Genomic DNA, 17500 nt, shown 5'->3' with positions numbered 1-17500 from the left:
GCCGCAGGAGCGGTCGGAAAGGCCCCAGACGATTTGTAGGAAAGTTTTGACCGCGAGCGCCGGAGCGTGGCCATCCGCGCTGTGCGGGCCCGGATTGCGTCGGTAAAAAAGAAAGGCCGGCCGCCAACTCATCCGGGCGTACCATGCGCTGAATCAGTCAAGGACAGCTTTCCGTGCCCACCCAGGACAGTCGCAAGCTTGCCGGCACGCTCGAGCGCCTGGCCGCCGAAGGCGACAACACCACCCGGATTGCCGATGCCGTCGTCTCGACATGGCAGGCGATCGACTCCGCGCTCGCGCCCGTCATCGGCGGGCGGGGCGTCTCGGCACTTTATTGCCGCAGCCTTTACCTGGTGCGCGAGCGTCATCCGTGGCTGGCCGCCGTCAATGGCGGCATCGGGTCGGACATGGACCTTGGCCTGCTCGCCGCGGCGCTGGCGCAGCAGGACAGTTGCACAGCGGCCAGCGCCGCCGGCGACCACCTGCAGGCTGTCTACGAGCTGCTGCGCAGCCTGATCGGGCCGGCGTTGACCGGACAACTTCTGCGCTCGGCGTGGGACAACCCATTCGGCGGAGCGCCCGCCCAGGATCGCACGCAATGAACGAAAAAGTCACCATCAATCGACTGCCCACCGGCGTGCCCGGACTCGACGAAGTTCTGGGCGGCGGCCTGCCCGAGTTCTCCTTCAACCTGATCGCCGGCCCGCCGGGCTGCGGCAAGACCACGCTGGCGCACCAGATGATGTTCGCGCTGGCCTCGCCCGAGCGGCCGGCGCTGTACCTCACGGTGCTGGGCGAGCCGACGCTCAAGATGCTGCGCTACCAGCAGCAGTTCGACTTCTTCGACGGCAAGCTGGTCAACCAGGCGGTGCGGTTCATCAACCTGGGAGAAGACGCGCTCACCGGCAACCTGGACGCCGTGCTGGCCCGCATCGCGGCGGAGGTGCACGCCCACGGCTCGTCGCTGGTGTTCGTCGACTCGTTCCGCTCGGTGGTGCTGGCGGGCACCGCGCCCGGCGACCCGCACAACAACCTGCAGCACTTCATGCAGCAGCTGGCGATGCTGATGACCAGCTGGCAGGCCACCACCTTCCTGATCGGGGAGTACTTCACCGAGACCGACGCCAACCCGGTGTTCACCGTCGCCGACGGCCTGATCTGGCTGCGCCAGAGCGTGCAGCGCAACTCGATGGTGCGCAAGCTGGAGATCATGAAGATGCGCGGCCAGTCCACCCTGCCGGGCCTGCATCCGTTTCGCATCAGCAACCGCGGCATCGAGGTGTTCGCGCCGCCGCAGCTGGCCACCCACACGCTGGACGCGCCGGTGGTCAAGGGCCAGGCGGCGCCGCGCCTGCGGCTGGGCGTGGACCGTCTAGACGACATGCTGGGCGGCGGCCTGCCGCGCGGCTATTCGTTGCTGGTGGCGGGACCCTCGGGCTCCGGCAAGAGCATCCTGGCCGCGTCCTTCCTGGCCGAGGGGGCGCGCAACGGCGAGACCGGCGTGATCGCGGTGTTCGAGCAGCGGCCCAACCAGCTGCGCAGCCCTGTCATCACCGAGCTGATCCGGGCCGGCCGGGTGGGGCTGGTCAACACCCATGCGCAGGACCTGTCGATCGCCGAAGTGCTGCGGATGCTGATGGCCGAGATCGAGCGGCTTGGCGCGACCCGCGTCGTGATAGATTCGCTGTCGGGCTTCGAGCTGAAGCTCGCCCCGACCTTCCGCGAGGACTTCCGCGAGTCGCTGTTGCGGCTGGTGTCGGCGCTGGCCAGCGTGGGCGTGACGGTGCTGATGACGTCCGAGCTGGAGGACCGCTATACCGACCTGCGCTTCAGCCCCTACGGCACCGCCTTCCTCACCGACGCCATCATCGTGCAGCGCTACATCGAGGTGGACAGCCGGCTGCGCCGCATGCTGGCGGTGGTGAAGGTGCGCGGCAGCATGCATTCGAACGAGTTGCGCGAATACACCATCGACGACGGCGGCCTCGTGATCGGCGAGCTGCTGGAGGACCAGGAGGGCTTGCTCGGCGGCCGGCCGACCCGCAAGGACGGCACGGACGCGGCAGATCGCTCGCCATGAGCGCCGGTCCCGATCCGGTCCTGCGCGCCGAGGCCATGGCCGAGGCCAGCCGCATCCAGGCCGAGATCGACGCCTCCCGCGAGGAGCTGGCGGGGCTGCGCAGGCAGGTCGCTGCAGCGCGCATCGAACTGGTCAGCGGCCGCGCGGCCCACCTGGTGGAGGCCAACGAACACCTGGTCCTGGCGGCGCTGGCGGCCAGGCGCCAAGCGGAAGCCAGCGAGCGGGCGCTGCGCGAGATGGCGGAGGCGGCGGAACTGGACAGCCTCACCGGGCTGCCGCTGCCGGGCCTGCTGCGGTCGCGGCTGGCCACCTTGATCGCCGACGCCAGGGAGGACGGCAGCGGCGCCCATGTGGCGCTGGTGCTGCTGAACCTCACAGACTTCAAGCTGATCAGGGACACGCTGGGCCATGCGACCGGCGACCAGGTGCTGCAGCTGGCCGCCCGCACGCTCGAGGCCGCGGCGCGCCCGATCGACACCGTCAGCCGGCACCGCGGCGACGAGTTCCTGATCCTGCTGCCGCAGCTGGCCGATGTCTCGGAGGCGGTGGAACATGCGGCCAGGATCGTGGGCGCGCTGGGAGCGCCCACGATGCTCAACCAGCAGGTGCTGCGGCTGACCGCCAGCGCCGGCATCGCCGTCTACCCGCAGGACGGCACCGACGCCGATGCCTTGACCGAGCGCGCGGTGGCTGCGATGTACCTGGCCAAGTGGCGCGGCCTGGGCAGCTATGCGTTCCAGGGCGAGTCCGGCGGCGCTGAACGCAGCCCGCAGCTGCGCACGCTGGAGGCGCTGCGCCAGCCGCTGGTGGACCACCGCTCGGCCGCGACCGCATCGATGCGCCGCAACGACCAGCTGCAGGAGGCCAACACGCAGCTGCTGCTGGCGGTGCTCACCGCGCAGGACCTCAAGCAGGCGGCCGAGCAGGCGCTGGAGCGGCAGACCAATTTCCTGGGCGTGCTGGCCCACGAGCTGCGCAACCCCCTGACCCCGATCCGCAATGCCGCCGCCATCCTCGGGCGCATTCCCACCGAAGGCCCGCTGCTGGGCAAGCTGCAGGGCATCATCGAGCGCCAGGTGCGCAACATGTCGCGCATGGTGGAAGACCTGCTGGACGTGTCGCGCGTGAGCAGCGGCAAGCTGCGGCTGGAACTGGTCTCGGTGGACATGAATGGCCTGATCGACGACGTGGTGCAGGCCTGCCGGCCCTCGATGGACACGCGCTTGCAGCAGTTCGACGTCCACCTGGCGGCCGGCCCGTTGCAGGTCTGCGGCGACGCGCTGCGGCTGGCGCAGGTGCTGGGCAACCTGCTGGACAACGCATCCAAGTACACGCCCGAGGGCGGCCGGGTCGGGCTGCAAGCCTCTGCCGACGGCGATCGCATGGTGCTGACGGTGAGCGACAACGGCATCGGCATCACGGCCCAGGCGCTGGCCACCATCTTCGAGCCCTTCGTGCAGGAGCAGCACGCCACCCTGTTCAACGGCAGGGGCCTGGGAATCGGGCTGACCGTGGTGCGCGAACTGGTGGAAGGGCACGGCGGCACGGTGAGCGTCGCCAGCGCCGGCAAGGGCCTGGGCAGCCGCTTCACGGTGACGCTGCCGCTGGAGCGGGATCCTCCGGCCGGCTAGGCCTGGTCGCTATTGAGCTTGTGGCGCGTGAGTTCGCGCAGGTGCTCGATCACGCTGGCCGAGCCCTCGCCCGAGCGCGCACCCGGCGAGGACGAACCGTCGGCCTCGCGGGCCGCCTGCTCCAGCCGCTGGCGGTCCCTCTCCTCGGAGCTCAACAGCTCGGCGACCACGTTCAAACTCTCTCCGGCGTCGCGCAGCTTTTCCTCGACCTGCTCGGTGTGGCTGACCGCCTTGGCCAGCTCGGCGTCGCTGACGCTGCCGGCCAGCTTGTCGGTCATCACGACGTTGGCCAGGTGCAGCTCCGCCTCGGCCAGCTGGATGTCCTCCTGCACCTTCTCGGTGGTGGACTTGGCGCTGGCAACGCGGTTGCCGATCAGGTGTCTGGAGGGGGAGGGGCTGCTGCTGCGCATCCGCGCATTTTGCGTCAAACGCCGGGGGCGGGATACGGGGCCGGCCCGCGCCGGATCGAATTGCGCGTGAATGCGGGACAAGTTTGTGGATAAGCTGGGATTAGCTGTGGGTTGCCCGGCCGATCGCACGGCCCGGCGCGGCTTCGCCCCGGCCGTGTAGTTAGATTGCTTATGCAACGGGCAGCGCCGCCGGTTTGCCGGCGCCGGGAAAGCCGCCGGCGCACGCTTTGCGCCCATGGCGGCGCGATTGCAGTACGCTGGCGGGCGTCGTCCGGACGCTGCCCTTACCCATCATGAAATACAAAGACTATTACGAGGCGCTCGGCGTTCCCCGCGACGCCGACCTGGCGCAGATCAAGAAGGCCTACCGCAAGCTGGCGCGCGAGCACCACCCCGACGTGTCCAAGGCCGGGGGCGGCAGCGAGGCCCGCTTCAAGGAAGTGGCGGAGGCCTACGCCACGCTCAAGGACCCCGAGAAGCGCAAGGCATACGACGAGCTCGGGCGCCGGCCGCAGGGCGAGGAATTCGCGCCACCGCCGCAGTGGGAGCAGCACTTCGGCAGCCGCGCCGGCGGCTTCGGCGACATCGACCTGGAAGAACTGCTGGCCTCGCTCGGGCGCGGCCGCGGCGCAGCCGGCGCGGGTGCGCGCGGGCCCCGGCCGGTGGACGGCCGCGACTACGAGACCACCGTCTCGCTGGGGCTGGAAGACGCGCACCGCGGCACCACGGTCAACCTGGAGGTCGGCGAGGGCCAGGGCGCGCGCACGCTGGAAATCAAGATCCCGCCCGGGGTCACCGACGGCCAGAAGCTGCGCCTGAAGGGCAAGGGCGGCAAGGGCCGCAACGGCGGCGCCGACGGCGACATCTACCTGCACCTCACGCTGGCGCCGCACCCGGTGTTCCGGGTGGACCGCCACGACCTGTACTTCGACCTGCTGCTGGCGCCGTGGGAGGCGGCGCTGGGTGCGGAAGTCGAAGTGCCCACGCTCGACGGCCCGGTGGTGCTCACGGTGGCGCCCGGCACCCGGTCGGGCCGCAAGCTGCGGCTGCGCGGACGCGGCATGGCCAACGGCAGCGGCGGCCGCGGCGATTTGTATGCGGTGGCGCTGATCGACGTTCCGCCCACGCTGAGCGAGCGGGAACGCGAGCTGTTCGCGGAACTGGCCAAGGTTTCCAACTTCAACCCACGCGGAGGGCAGCATGGCAACGCAAGCAGGTGAGCGCGGCGAGTTGGCGTGGCTGGACGGCCGCGAGACCATCACCGTGACGGAGCTGTCGCGGGTCTGCGCGCTCAGCGCCGCCGACCTGGAGGAGCTGGTCGGCTACGGAGCGCTGGAGCCGCTGCGCGCCCCGCTGCCGGAAACGCTGTTCAGCGCCGAATGGGTGATGCCGCTGCGGCAGGTCGCCCGGCTGCGGCGCGACCTGGACCTGGACCTGTACGCCGTCTCGATCCTGCTGGGCCTGATCCAGCGCATCGAGGGCCTGGAAGGCGAGCTGCGCTCGCTGCGGGCGCGCAGCGCAGGCTGAGCGCGGCGCCGGTCCGCCGGGCGCTCAGCCGGCGGCGGCCGGGCGCGAGCAGGCCACCTTGTGCAGCAGCTCCACCAGGATCATCTGTTCGCCCGCGCTGAGCGTGGAGAGCGCCGCCCGTTCGCCGTCCACGATGGCCTGCGTGGCCTTGCGCGCCAGCTCTTCCCCCAGCTGCGTCGCCTGCAGCGCCTGCGAGCGGCGGTCGTCCGCGCTGCGGCCGCGCGCGATCCAGCCCCTGGCTTCGAGGCGGTCGATGATCGCCGTGATGTGGGGCGCAGTGACGGCCAGCGCGCGTGCCAGCCGCGCCTGCGAGCCGCCCGGGTTTTCCGCGATCAGCGTCAGCACCGTGTATTCGACCGGCCGCAGCGCGAACGGCTTGCCGGCATGGCGCGCGAACAGGCCGTTGGTGACGATGGCCGCCTGCGCCAGCTGGTACCCCAGCACGAAGTGCAGCTTGGCCTCGGCCAGCTGGCCGGCGGGCGTGACGTCGGGGCGGGGGGCGCGCTTGGCTGGCATGGCCAATTGTGCCTGCTCCGATTGCATCATTAGCTGAACCATATGAGCCGCGTGTGTGCAGGGAAACTACCGATTCTTGGCGATCATTGATTCATTAACTTAATGGTTTTACCCAACACCAGGAGACGCCGAATGTTCCATCCTTCCATGCAGGCCGCGTCGGCGCTCGCCGTCTGCGCCGCGCTGACCGCCTGCGGCGGCGGCGGCGGGGACGACCCGGTGCGGCTGTCCGCCGCCACCGGCGCCCCCCTGTTCGGCAGCTGCGCCGACCTGGCGCCGCGCCTGTCGACGCTGGCCAACACCACCATCACGGCCGTGAATTCGGTGCCCGCCGGATCGCTCACCGTCGCCGGCCAGCCGATTGCCGCGCACTGCCAGGTGCTGGGCAAGATGTTCAGCCGCACCAGTGCGGTCGACGGCAACGCCTATGCGATCGGCTTCGAGATGCGGCTGCCGCTGGCCTGGAACGGCCGCTTCTACCACCAGGGCAACGGCGGCATCGACGGCGCGGTGGTGCCGGCCACCGGCCCGGTCAACGGCGGCGGCGCCCTGACCAATGCGCTGCAACAGGGCTTCGCGGTGCTCAGCTCCGACGCCGGCCACGCCGGCGCGCTCGGCCCGAACTTCGGCATCGACCCGCAGGCCCGCCTGGACTACGGCTACCAGGCCGTCGCCAAGCTCACGCCGATGGCCAAGAGCGTCATCAGTGCCGCCTACACCAAGGGCCCGGACCGCTCTTACTTCGGCGGCTGCTCCAACGGCGGGCGCCACGCGATGATCGCGGCCACCCGCTACGCCACCGACTACGACGGCATCCTGGCCGGCTCGCCGGGCTACAACCTGCCCAAGGCGGCGATCGCCAGCATCGCCGGCGGGCAGCTGTACGCGAGCGTCGCGACCAACCCGGCCGACCTGTCCACCGCCTTCACCACCGCCGAACGGGCGCTGCTCGGCGCCTCGGTGCTGGCCAAGTGCGATGCGCTGGACGGCGCGACCGACGGCCTGATCCAGGACGTGGCGGCCTGCCAGGCGGCGTTCGACCTGCAGCGCGACGTGCCGACCTGCACCGGCGCCCGCGACGGCACCTGCCTGTCGGCGGCGCAGAAGACCGTGATCGGCAAGATCTTCAGCGGCCCGACCACCAGCAACGGCGCGCTGATCTACTCCAGCTTCCCCTACGATTCCGGCGTCTCCGGCTCCGGCATCCCGTTCTGGGAGTTCATCTCGCCGCTGGCCCTGGACTCGGGCGCGGTCGGCCTGATCTTCAAGACGCCGCCGGAGAACGCCAGCGGCTTCAACGGCCCGGCCTTCACGCTCAGCGCCAACCTGGACACGCTGGTGGCGCAGATCTTCGCGACCAATGCGCTGTACACCGAGTCGGGCATGAGCTTCATGACGCCGCCCAACCCGACCGACATGTCGGTGCTGAACAAGCGCGGCGGCAAGATCATCCTGTACCACGGCGTGGCGGACCCGATCTTCTCGGTCAACGACTCGCAGGCCTGGTACAAGGGGCTGCAGGCCAACAACGGTGGCGACGCTTCCGGCTTCGCGCGCTTCTACCGCGTCCCCGGCATGGGCCATTGCTCCGGCGGCCCGGCCACCGACCAGTTCGACGCGCTGACGCCGCTGGTCAACTGGGTGGAGAAGGGCATCGCGCCCGATGCCATCGTGGCCCAGGCCCGCGGCGCCGGCAATGCGGGCGGCGTCAACCCGGACGTGCCGGCCGGCTGGGCCGCGGACCGCACCCGGCCGCTGTGCCCCTACCCGAAGGTCGCGCGCTACAACGGCAGCGGCAGCCTGGAGCTGGCCAGCAGTTTCAGCTGCAAGTAGCGCCCGGAGTAGCACCCGGCGGGGGATGCGCGGGCCGGACGGGCTGATCCAGATCAAGCACCGGCCGGTGCCGCCGGAGCACAATCGGCCGGCTCCGGGAGTCACTCATGGCTGGCTTGCTCCGCTCCATCCTCCGCGCCGTGCTGGGCGCGGGCGTCCTGTCCCTGGCGATCGGCACCGCCGCCGCCCAGGGTGTGCGCCCGGCCGGCGCGACCGAACTGCAGAACCGCTACGCCGCGCTGCGTCCGCAACTGGAGAAGAACGCCTACGGCGGCCCGATCTACATCGAGTCGGCCGAAGGCTCGCGCAGCAGCCGCGGCGATATCTACGCGGTGCTGAACTCGCCGTTCGCCGCGGTGAACGCGGCGCTTGCCGATCCGGCCCACTGGTGCGACGTGCTGATCCTGCACCTGAACACCAAGCTGTGCCGCAGCGGCACGGCCGGCGGGACCACCCAGCTGGACCTGCGGATCGGCAAGAAATTCGACCAGCCACTGGTGGACGCGCCGAGCGTGGTGTTCTCCTGGCGTGCCTTGCCGCAGGCCGCCGACTTCCTCAACGTGCAGCTGGACGCGCAGGACGGCCCCTTCGACACCCACGACTACCGCATCATGCTGGAGGCGGTGCCGCTGGACGGTGGCCGCACCTTCCTGCACCTGGGCTACTCGTTCGAGTACGGGACCGCCAGCCACCTGGCGCTGCACCTTTACCTGGCCACCATCGGCCGGTCCAAGGTGGGCTTCTCGACCCTCGTCGCCAGGCCCGGCGCCGAGCCCGAACTGGTGGGCGGCGTGCGCGGCATGGTCGAACGCAACACGATGCGCTACTACCTGGCGATCGAGGCGTACCTGGGCGCGCTGTCGGCGCCGCCGGCGCAGCAGCTGGACAAGCGGCTGCAGGCGTGGTTCGACGCCACCGAGAAGTTCCCGCGCCAGCTGCACGAGCTCGATCGCACGACCTACCTGGAGATGAAGCACCGCGAGTACCGGCGCCAGCAGGCAGGCCAGCAATGATTCGCGGGCCGCTTGATTTGCATCAAGCGCCCCCGGCCGGTGGGATGCAAAACTTTCTGCGTGCTTCCCCCTCATCAACTTCCAAGGAGAGACCTCAATGAACAAGACCCTGCTTGCCGTCGGCCTGGTGCTGGCGCAGATGCTCGCCGTCAACGCCTTTGCCCAGAGCAAGGGCGAAGCCGATCCGGCCGGCGCCATGGCCATGCCCGCGGCCAAGGCCACCCCCGCCGAAAAGGCGGCTGCCAAGGCTGCCCGCAAGTCGGAAGGCGCCAAGGTGGCCAAGACTGCCACGCCCGGCGATGCCATGCCGGCCAGCGAAGGCGTCGCCAAGAAGCACACCAAGGCGGAACGCAAGGCCGCTGCCGCCAAGCGCAAGGCAGAGGCCGCAGCCGCGGTCAAGAAGGGTGAAATCCCGGCCGGCGAAAAGTAAGCTGAATTACGCCGCAGGCTGCTGCCTGCGGCCACCCGGGCCGGTGGTTTCCGCAAGGAGGCCACCGGTCTTCTTTTGCGCGGCCGTCCTCACTGCCAGACGAAATACAGCCAGACGCACAGGCCCGCGCCCACCAGGTACATCAGCCAGGTCTGCGGGGTGACATAGGGGTAGAACATCAGCGCGACGCCGATCCACTTGGGCCGGGGCAGCTTGGCCCGCCGGCCGTGCCGCCACGCGGCCAAGCCGACGATGCCGAACAGGATGGCGCCGACGATGTAGGGGGGGCTGGGAATTTCCAGGCCGAAGGCCTGCAACATGTCGGTGAAGCTCACTCCAGCGTGAACCCGATTTTCAGCGTCACCTGCCAGTGCGCGACCTTGCCGTCCTTGACGTGGCCGCGGGTCTCGGTGACGGTGAACCACTGGATGTTGCGCAGGCTTTCGCTGGCCTTGGCGATGGCACCGCTGACGGCGTCCTCGATGCTGGTGGTGGACGATCCGGTCAGTTCGATGCTCTTGTAGACGTGGTCCTGGCTGCTCATGGTGTGCTCCTGGCCGCGGGAGGGCGGGGGCCCAGGATACGCCAACGCGGTGGCTGTGCGCCGGCCCCGGCACGGCCGTCCGCCCTAGCTCGGCATTGGATGTTTTCTGACAAGCCCATCCATGCACCCGCTGCTAATCTGGTCGCTGTCGAGTCTGTCCGAACCCAAACCATGGGCCACCAATGACCATCACAACGAAAGCCGCGCCGCCATCGATCTCCACCGGCATCGAGGGCCTGGATTCCATCCTCGGCGGCGGCCTGACGCCCTACCGCACCTACCTGGTGGAGGGCGAGCCGGGCACCGGCAAGACCACCACCGGCCTGCAGTTCCTGGCCGAGGGCGCACGCCACGGCGAATCGGTGGCCTACATCACCCTGGCCGAAACGGCCGAGGAGCTGGAGGCGGTGGCCGAGTCCCACGGCCTGAACCTGGATGGCATCCACGTGCACGAGGTGCTGCCGTCCGAGGACCTGCTCAAGGCCGAACAGCAATACACGATGTTTCACCCGTCCGAGGTGGAGATGGCCAACACCACCCAGCTGATCCTGTCGGTGATCGAGGAGCGCAAGCCCACCCGGGTGGTGCTCGACTCGCTGTCCGAGCTGCAGCTGCTGGCCGACACGCCGCTGCGCTACCGGCGCCAGGTGCTGGCGCTCAAGCAGTTCTTCTCGCGCCGCAACTGCACCGTGATGCTGCTGGACGACCGCACCGCGGCGGCGGCCGACCTGCAGGTGCGCAGCATCGCCCACGCCGTGATCCAGCTGGAACAGACCGTCAAGGACTATGGCGCCGAGCGGCGCCGGGTGCGCGTCATCAAGTACCGGGGCCGCAACTTCGTCGGCGGCTTCCACGACTACAACATCCTGCGCGGCGGCATCGCGGTGCACCCGCGGCTGGTGGCCGCCAGCTCGCGCGGCATCCGCCAGCGCGTCCAGCTGCGCAGCGACCTGCCGGCGCTGGACGCCATGCTGGGCGGCGGGCTGGAGGAGGGCACCAGCACGCTGATCGTGGGACCGCCGGGCACCGGCAAATCCTCGCTGGCGGCCCAGTTCGTCGCCGCCGCCAACAAGCGCGGCCAGCACGCGGCGATGTTCCTGTTCGAGGAGTCGACCAGCAACCTGCTCAATCGGACCGACGGCCTGGGCCTGCCGCTGCGCCAATGGGCCGACCAGGGCGTGCTCACCATCCAGCAGGTGGACCCGGCGGAGCTCTCGCCCGGCCAGTTCGCCGCCGCCGCCTGCCGCGCGGCCGACGCCGGCGCCAAGGTGATCGTGATCGACAGCCTCAACGGCTACCTCAACGCGGTGCCGGACGAGCGCTTCCTCACCACCCACCTGCACGAGCTGCTCACCTACCTGGGCCAGCGCGGCATCGTCACGCTGCTGGTCGGCGTGCAGCAGGGCATGCTGGGCGGCAACATGTCCAGCGCGCTGGACGCCAGCTACATCGCCGACAACATCCTGATGCTGCGCTACTTCGAGGACGAGGGCGAGGTGAAGCAGGCGATCTCGGTGTTCAAGAAGCGCGGCAGCCTGCACGAGCGCACCATCCGCGCCTTCTCGATGTCGGCCCGCGGCATCCAGGTGGGCGGGCCGCTCAAGGGCTTCCGAGGCATCCTCACCGGCGTCCCGGTGCCGACGGCGCCGCCAGCCGTCAACGCGGACAGCTGATGGAACGCCGCATCCTGATCTACGTCGGCACCACCCAGGACGGGGTGCTGGCCAGCCAGGTGCTGCAGTCCGCCGGCCTGGTGTCGCAGGTGGTGGTCGGCATGCAGTCGCTGCTGGCCGAACTGGCGCGCGGCTGCGGCGCACTGCTGGTGGCCGAGGAGGTGATCGCCGGCTCGGCGATGCAGCCGCTCAAGGTCTTCATCGGCCTGCAGCCCGCCTGGTCGGACCTGCCGGTGCTGGTGCTGACGCTGCGCGGCTCGCCCTCGGTGGAAGTGCAGCGGGCCGTGGAAAGCCTGGGCAACGTGACGCTGATCGAGCGGCCGGTGCGCACCATCGGCCTGGTCAGCGCCGCCCGCTCGGCATTGAGAGCGCGGGATCGCCAGTACCAGGTGCGGCTGGCGGACCAGCGCAAGGACGAATTCCTGGCGACGCTGGCGCACGAGCTGCGCAACCCGCTGGCGCCGATCCGCACCTCGATGTCGATCCTGCGCCGGCTGGCGCCGGCAGCCAACGTCGCCCGCATCGTCGACGTGGTGGACCGGCAGGTGGTGCACCTCACGCGGCTGGTGGACGACCTGCTGGACGTGGCCCGGATCAGCACCGGCAAGGTGGCGCTGCAGGCGCGCCGCACCACGGTGCGCTCGGTGCTGACGCACGCGCTGGAGATCTCCGGTTCGGCCATCCAGGACAAGGCCCACACGCTGAAGGTGGAGCAGCCCGAGGGCGAGTTCGCGCTGAACGCCGATCACGCGCGGGTGGTCCAGAGCGTGGCCAACCTGCTGGTCAACGCCGCCAAGTTCACGCCCGAGCACGGCGAGATCGAGCTCGCTGCCGAGGTGCAGGGCGACACGGTGCGCTTCCGCGTCAAGGACAACGGCCGCGGCCTGCAGGAGCAGTCCAAGGGCCGGATCTTCGAGCTGTTCGCGCAGGCCACGGTGCCCGGCGAGCCGGCCAGCGGGCTGGGCATCGGCCTGAACCTGGCCAAGCGCTTTGCCGAGATGCACGGCGGCAGCATCAGCGTGAGCAGCGACGGGCCGGACCGCGGCAGCGAGTTCGTGCTCAGCCTGCCGGTGGTGCTCACGTCCGACGGCGCCGAGGCGCCTGCGACGCCGCCGCCCGCCGCGGCGCCGCAGGCCCATGGCGCCGCCCGCAAGATCCTGGTGGTGGACGACAACGTCGACGCCGCCGACACGCTGGAGGCGCTGCTCAGCATCGAGGGCTTCTCGGTGGCGGTGGCCTACGACGGCGAGGCCGCGCTGGCGGCGGTGCGCAGCGATCCGCCGGCGATCGTGCTGATGGACATCGGCATGCCCAGGATGGACGGCTACGAGGCGGCCCGCCGCATCCGCCAGGAAACCGAGGGCATCCGCCTGATCGCGCTGACCGGCTGGGGCCAGGACCTGGACCGGCACAAGGCCGAGGCGGCCGGCTTCAACACCCACTTCGTCAAGCCGGTCGACCTCGAGCAGTTGCTGTCCACGATCAACGAATAGCGCTCACGCGGCCTCGGCCCGCCGGCGCAGCCCGCGCGCGAAGCTCCAGCCGGCCACCGGCAGCGCCAGCGCCGGCAACAGCAGCAGCGGCGTCGCACCGAAGCGGTCGAACAGGAAACCGGCGACGCTGACGCCGATCGCCTGGCCGGCGAACAGGCAGAACGCGAACAGCGCCACCGCGGTGCCGCGCACCGCCGGCGCCATCTGGGTCGCGTGCGTCTGCAAGGTGTTGTGGTACAGGTAGGTGCCGAAGCCCACCAGCAGCGCGATCGGCCCCGCCAGCTGCCAGAACGGCAGCGCCAGCCAGGCCAGGAAGCCACCGCCCATCACCCAGCCGCCGGCCAGCGCCATCCGCCGTTCGCCGTAGCGCCGCACGATGTGGCGCGCGCTGAGGGCGTACGCCAACCCGCCCAGCGCGTACAGCGCGAGCAGCGCCGAGGCCGCCGTCAGGCTCAGGCCGAAGCGCCTGTGCAGGTAGGCCGGCAGGTAGGCCATCGGCCCGAGCAGGAACACGCCTTCGGCCAGCGCGCAGGCCAGCACCACGCGGGCCCAGCGTTCCTGCAGCACGGTGCGCAACTGCAGCAGGTAGCCGGCGCCGCCGCGGCCGCCGGCCGGTGCCGGCCGCGGCGCGCTGCGCAGCCGCGCCAGCATCAGCACAGCCACCGCAAAGTAGCCCGCCGACAGCGTGAAGAAGGCGCCGCGCCAGCCGGCTGCCGAATCGGCGAACAGTCCGCCGGCCAGCTGGCCGGCCATCATTCCCGACAGCGTGCCGGTCAGGAAGCGGGCCAGCGTGGCCTGCCGCTGCTCGTAGGGGACGGCGTCGCCGATCCAGGCCATCGCCATCGGGATGATGCCGGCCGCCGCCATGCCCCAGGCCGCCCGCGTTGCGACCAGCACGCCGAAGCGCGGCGCCAGCGCGCTGGCCAGGGCGCCGGCGGAGCAGCCGAAGACGGCGGCGCACATCAGGCGCGCCTTGCCGTAGCGATCGCCCAGCGGCCCGAACCCCAGCTGCATCAGGCCGTAGGCGACCGAGAAGGCGATGATCACCGCGCCGGCGGCGCCGGCCGTCAGGCCGAAGTCGGCGCCCAGCCGGGGCAGCAGCGAGTCGCAGATGCGCAGCGCGGCGCCGCTGAAGAAGCCGGCGCTGGCCAGCAGCATGATGGTGGTTTCGGCACGGGGGGCGGGGACGGGATCGATGGCGGTAGTCATTCGCGGCCAAGTGTGCCACCGACGACGCGGCGGTCTCCGACATCGATCGCGGCTGCTGCTGGCTAAGCTGCGGCGATGAGATTGCTTGCCCGCGCCACCATCACCGTCGACTGCGAACGCGATTGCCCGGTGGTCGCCATGCTGCGTCCGCGCAGCGGCACCGCGCAGTGGGTGATTTCCGAGCGCTACGAGGTGGCGCCCTGGGTGCCCGCCACCGAATACGTGGACGGCTTCGGCAACCTGTGCCAGCGCTACACCGTGCCGCAGGGCCGCTCCACCATCGCGGTGGAGTCGGAAGTGGAAGTGGCCGACCAGCTCGGCGTGGACCTCCATGCGCCGGCGACGCCGATCGCTGCGGTGCCGGACAACGTGCTGGTGTACCTGCTGCAAAGCCGCTACTGCCCCTCCGACAAGCTGGAGGACGAGGCCCGCGCGATCGTCCAGGGGACGGCGCCCGGCTATGCGCAGGTGGAACGGATCCGCCAGTGGATCCACGACAACCACGACTACCGGTACGGCGTCAGCCACGAGAGCACCGACGCGATCGACACCATGCAGGCCAAGGCCGGGGTCTGCCGCGACTTCGCGCACATCGGCGTGGCGCTGTGCCGCAGCCTGAAGATCCCGGCGCGGGTGGTGGTGGGCTACCTGCACCAGCTCGATCCGATGGACCTGCACGCCTGGTTCGAGGCCTTCGTCGGCGACCGCTGGTACACCTTCGATGCGACGCAGACCGAGCCGCGCGGCGGCCGCGTCGTGGTCGCCTACGGCCGCGACATCGCCGACGTCGCCTTCCTGTCCAACTACGGGCCGATGGAGATCAGGGAGATGACGGTGAGCGTGGAGAAAGTGTGATGCGCTGAGCGCATTCGCTTTTTGATGTGACTGGCACGGCCGCCGACCGGGCCAACCGGCGGACGCGCGAGCCTAGGTAGCGACGGCAAGGCCGGATCAGGTCCGGCATGACAGTCAGCGCAGGTTGCCCGTGTGCCCCAGTGAATAGCGGCCCGGCTGCGGCCAGACCGTCAGGCCGTGGGGTTCGCGGCCCACCTTGACGCGGTCGACCGCGCCGGTGCTGGTCTCGAAGCGGTACACCTCGTTGTCGTAGCGGCCGGACAGCCACAGGTAGCGGCCGTCGGCGCTGACGTTGCCCATGTCGGGGCTGCCGCCGCCTGGCACCGGCCAGGTGGTGAGCACCTTGCCGCTGGCGAAATCGATCACCGCCACGCTGCCCTGGCCGTGGCGGCGGCCGCGGATCTTGTTGCTGCCGCGGTTGGCCACGTACAGCCGCTTGCCGTCGCGGCTGGGATAGAGCCCGTGGGTGCCGACGCCGGTGGGGATGAAGCCGATCTGCTTGAAGCTGTCGAAGTCCACCAGGTGCACGCCGTCGGCGATCATGTCGGCCACGTAGAAGGTCTTGCCGTCGGGCGAGGCCCGCACGTCCTGCGGCATCCCGACCAGCACGCTGCCGTTGGTGCGCGGCTGCATGTGGCCCATCATGTCGTGGCCGCCCGGGTTGCGGGCCCGGGCCAGCCTGGCGGCGGCCTTCTCGAGCTGCTCCATCGCCTCGGGCCGGTTGAAGTGCGGGCTCAGCGTGATGGTGCCGACCACCTTGCGGTTGACCAGGTCGATCTTGGTCAGGCCGCTGTTGAACTCGCAGGTGAAGAGGGCGTAGCGGCCGTCGATCGAGAAATCGGCGTGGTTGATGCCGGCGCAGTCCGGCGTCGGGATCGAGAACGCCAGCTTCATGGTCTGCGGATCGCGGAAGTCCAGCCGCTTGTACGCCTCCGCCACCACGATGGCGTACTTGCCGTCCGGCGACCAGTACAGGTTGTACGGGTCGTCCACCGCGATCGCCCGGCCCGGCTTGCCGGTGAGCGGATCGATCGGCGTCAGGCTGCCGTCGGTGCGGCCCTCGGCATTGTTGGCCACCCACAGGGTCTTGAGGTCCCAGGACGGCACGATGTGCTGCGGGTCGATGCCGACCTTGAAGGTGTCCACCACCTTCAGCGTGGCCGGGTCGATGACGGAGACCGAGTTGTCCGAGCGGTTCGGCACGTAGACCCGCGGCAGCGCGCCGGCGACGGCGGGCGACAGCTTGCCGGGACCGATCTCGCTGTAGAGGTTGAGCGGGTCCGCCACCGGCGGCATGCCGGGGATGGTGGCCACAGCAGGAGCCGCACGGGGCGCCGGCGCCTGGGCGGCGGCGGGTTGCAGGCAGGCTGCGATCGTGGCGATCGCGAGCGTCGACAGGCTGGTTCGGTAATGCATGGAGTCGGGAGCTCTTGGTTCTGGTCTAGTGGGTCTTGACGGCTTGCCGGATCGCTTCGACGGTCCGCTCGACCGTCATGTCGATGCCGATTGTGCCCAGTGCGGCGCTGGCGCGGGACGGATCGCCGACGATGCCGGTGGCGGCTTCGCCGCCGGAGGACTGCATGCGGTCGGCGCGCACCTTGGCCGGATCGACCGCCAGCATCAGCGCGGTGTCCGCCGCGCCGGCGTGCACGCCGATCTGGGCATCGGTCAGGCCCTTGGCCCGCAGCGCCTGGTTGAAGCCGTCGCTGGCGGCCTGGTAGTAGGCGCCGATGTAGTGGACGTGGGCGCGCGAGCCGGCCCATTCGCGGTTCAGGCGCTGCGCCAGGTCGCGCAGCTGGCCCTGGTAGCCGCCGTGGTCGCCGAGCAGCACGATGTCCAGGAAGCCGGCCTGGCGAAAGCTGCGGGCGGCGCCGGCCAGGATGCCGGCGAAGGCGTCGTCCGGAACCGAGATCGTGCCCGGGAAGCGCATGTGGCCGGCCGGCGGCGTGATCCGCCCCTCCGGCACGTAGGCCAGCACCGGCGCCACCAGCGCATTGCCCAGCTTGGCGGCGATCCGGGCCGACAGGGCGGCGGCGCGGAAGTTGTGCTTGCCCAGTGCCATGTGCGGGCCGCTCTGCTCGGTGCCGCCCACTGGAATGATGATGGTGGTGTGGCCGGCCTGCACGACGTCGCGCACCTCGGTCCAGGTCATGTCCTCCAGCAGCACGCCGGGCGCCGCCAGCGCCGCCAGCGGCTGGGCCAGCGTGAGCGCGGCCAGCAACGCTGCGGCAGCGCTGCGCCGGAGAAACGTGAGATTCATGCCCCGATTCTAGAAGGCCGGCATGG

General features: G+C 70.4%; 18 protein-coding genes. 11 read left to right on the top strand and 7 right to left on the bottom strand.

Annotation, left to right across the window (positions count from 1 at the left end):
• Positions 1-173: 173 nt before the first annotated feature.
• Genes ACFPOE_RS21845 through ACFPOE_RS21835 form a run of 3 tightly spaced genes read left to right on the top strand, consistent with a single transcriptional unit; the run spans position 174 to position 3711 of the window.
• The gene (locus ACFPOE_RS21845) at positions 174-602 is read left to right on the top strand and encodes a hypothetical protein (protein WP_376852441.1); all 429 of its coding nucleotides are present in this window, start codon (positions 174-176) and stop codon (positions 600-602) included.
• Positions 599-2080, top strand: coding sequence for an ATPase domain-containing protein (locus ACFPOE_RS21840; RefSeq protein WP_376852440.1), 1482 nt, complete (start codon positions 599-601; stop codon positions 2078-2080). Before ACFPOE_RS21845 ends, ACFPOE_RS21840 begins: the two co-directional genes overlap by 4 nt.
• A complete protein-coding gene (locus tag ACFPOE_RS21835) occupies positions 2077-3711 on the top strand; it encodes a sensor histidine kinase (protein WP_376852439.1) in 1635 nt (544 codons plus the stop codon). The genes ACFPOE_RS21840 and ACFPOE_RS21835 overlap by 4 nt, the downstream gene beginning before the upstream one ends.
• On the opposite strand, the gene ACFPOE_RS21830 is transcribed toward ACFPOE_RS21835, so the two are convergent.
• A complete protein-coding gene (locus ACFPOE_RS21830; RefSeq protein ID WP_376852438.1) occupies positions 3708-4121 on the bottom strand; it encodes a hypothetical protein in 414 nt (137 codons plus the stop codon). The genes ACFPOE_RS21835 and ACFPOE_RS21830 overlap by 4 nt on opposite strands.
• Before the next feature lie 293 nt (positions 4122-4414).
• Here ACFPOE_RS21830 and ACFPOE_RS21825 point away from each other — a divergent pair, with 293 nt between their 5' ends.
• Complete coding sequence (locus ACFPOE_RS21825; protein WP_376852437.1) at positions 4415-5341, top strand: DnaJ C-terminal domain-containing protein; 927 nt, start codon at positions 4415-4417, stop codon at positions 5339-5341.
• A complete protein-coding gene (locus ACFPOE_RS21820; protein WP_376852436.1) occupies positions 5322-5648 on the top strand; it encodes a chaperone modulator CbpM in 327 nt (108 codons plus the stop codon). Before ACFPOE_RS21825 ends, ACFPOE_RS21820 begins: the two co-directional genes overlap by 20 nt.
• Before the next feature lie 24 nt (positions 5649-5672).
• Here ACFPOE_RS21820 and ACFPOE_RS21815 read toward each other — a convergent pair whose 3' ends face one another.
• Complete coding sequence (locus tag ACFPOE_RS21815; protein WP_376852435.1) at positions 5673-6164, bottom strand: MarR family winged helix-turn-helix transcriptional regulator; 492 nt, start codon at positions 6162-6164, stop codon at positions 5673-5675.
• A gap of 132 nt (positions 6165-6296) precedes the next feature.
• Between ACFPOE_RS21815 and ACFPOE_RS21810 the strand changes: the two genes are divergently transcribed.
• From ACFPOE_RS21810 to ACFPOE_RS21800, 3 genes are all read left to right on the top strand, one after another.
• Positions 6297-7997 (top strand): tannase/feruloyl esterase family alpha/beta hydrolase, encoded by a 1701-nt coding sequence (locus tag ACFPOE_RS21810; protein WP_376852434.1) that lies wholly within the window; start codon positions 6297-6299, stop codon positions 7995-7997.
• A gap of 107 nt (positions 7998-8104) precedes the next feature.
• Positions 8105-9010, top strand: a complete 906-nt coding sequence (locus ACFPOE_RS21805; RefSeq protein ID WP_376852433.1) for a hypothetical protein — start codon at positions 8105-8107, stop codon at positions 9008-9010.
• A gap of 97 nt (positions 9011-9107) precedes the next feature.
• On the top strand, positions 9108-9440 hold the full coding sequence (locus tag ACFPOE_RS21800; RefSeq protein ID WP_376852432.1) for a hypothetical protein: 333 nt from the start codon (positions 9108-9110) through the stop codon (positions 9438-9440).
• 89 nt (positions 9441-9529) lie between these two features.
• Here the strand turns inward: ACFPOE_RS21800 and ACFPOE_RS21795 are convergent, their stop codons facing one another.
• Together ACFPOE_RS21795 and ACFPOE_RS21790 are read right to left on the bottom strand one after the other, a co-directional pair.
• Positions 9530-9775, bottom strand: coding sequence for a hypothetical protein (locus tag ACFPOE_RS21795; protein WP_376852431.1), 246 nt, complete (start codon positions 9773-9775; stop codon positions 9530-9532).
• Positions 9772-9984, bottom strand: coding sequence for a dodecin (locus ACFPOE_RS21790; protein WP_376852430.1), 213 nt, complete (start codon positions 9982-9984; stop codon positions 9772-9774). Before ACFPOE_RS21790 ends, ACFPOE_RS21795 begins: the two co-directional genes overlap by 4 nt.
• Before the next feature lie 182 nt (positions 9985-10166).
• On the opposite strand from ACFPOE_RS21790, the gene ACFPOE_RS21785 reads away from it, so the two are divergent.
• Positions 10167-11657 carry an ATPase domain-containing protein gene (locus ACFPOE_RS21785; RefSeq protein ID WP_376852429.1) on the top strand — a complete coding sequence of 497 codons (1491 nt, stop codon included), beginning with the start codon at positions 10167-10169 and terminating at the stop codon, positions 11655-11657.
• Complete coding sequence (locus tag ACFPOE_RS21780) at positions 11657-13150, top strand: hybrid sensor histidine kinase/response regulator (RefSeq protein WP_376852428.1); 1494 nt, start codon at positions 11657-11659, stop codon at positions 13148-13150. The genes ACFPOE_RS21785 and ACFPOE_RS21780 overlap by 1 nt, the downstream gene beginning before the upstream one ends.
• A 3-nt stretch (positions 13151-13153) precedes the next feature.
• Here ACFPOE_RS21780 and ACFPOE_RS21775 read toward each other — a convergent pair whose 3' ends face one another.
• Positions 13154-14359, bottom strand: a complete 1206-nt coding sequence (locus ACFPOE_RS21775) for an MFS transporter (RefSeq protein ID WP_376852427.1) — start codon at positions 14357-14359, stop codon at positions 13154-13156.
• A 75-nt stretch (positions 14360-14434) separates the two neighbouring features.
• On the opposite strand from ACFPOE_RS21775, the gene ACFPOE_RS21770 reads away from it, so the two are divergent.
• On the top strand, positions 14435-15214 hold the full coding sequence (locus ACFPOE_RS21770; RefSeq protein ID WP_376852426.1) for a transglutaminase family protein: 780 nt from the start codon (positions 14435-14437) through the stop codon (positions 15212-15214).
• A 114-nt stretch (positions 15215-15328) separates the two neighbouring features.
• Here ACFPOE_RS21770 and ACFPOE_RS21765 read toward each other — a convergent pair whose 3' ends face one another.
• Positions 15329-16630, bottom strand: a complete 1302-nt coding sequence (locus ACFPOE_RS21765; protein WP_376852425.1) for a YVTN family beta-propeller repeat protein — start codon at positions 16628-16630, stop codon at positions 15329-15331.
• 25 nt (positions 16631-16655) lie between these two features.
• Positions 16656-17474, bottom strand: a complete 819-nt coding sequence (locus ACFPOE_RS21760) for a creatininase family protein (RefSeq protein WP_376852424.1) — start codon at positions 17472-17474, stop codon at positions 16656-16658.
• Positions 17475-17500 lie beyond the last annotated feature (26 nt).

Source organism: Caenimonas terrae (genome assembly GCF_042655405.1).
In the GTDB taxonomy this organism is placed as follows: domain Bacteria; phylum Pseudomonadota; class Gammaproteobacteria; order Burkholderiales; family Burkholderiaceae_C; genus Ramlibacter; species Ramlibacter terrae_A.
This window is presented reverse-complemented; position numbering and strand designations above follow the sequence as displayed.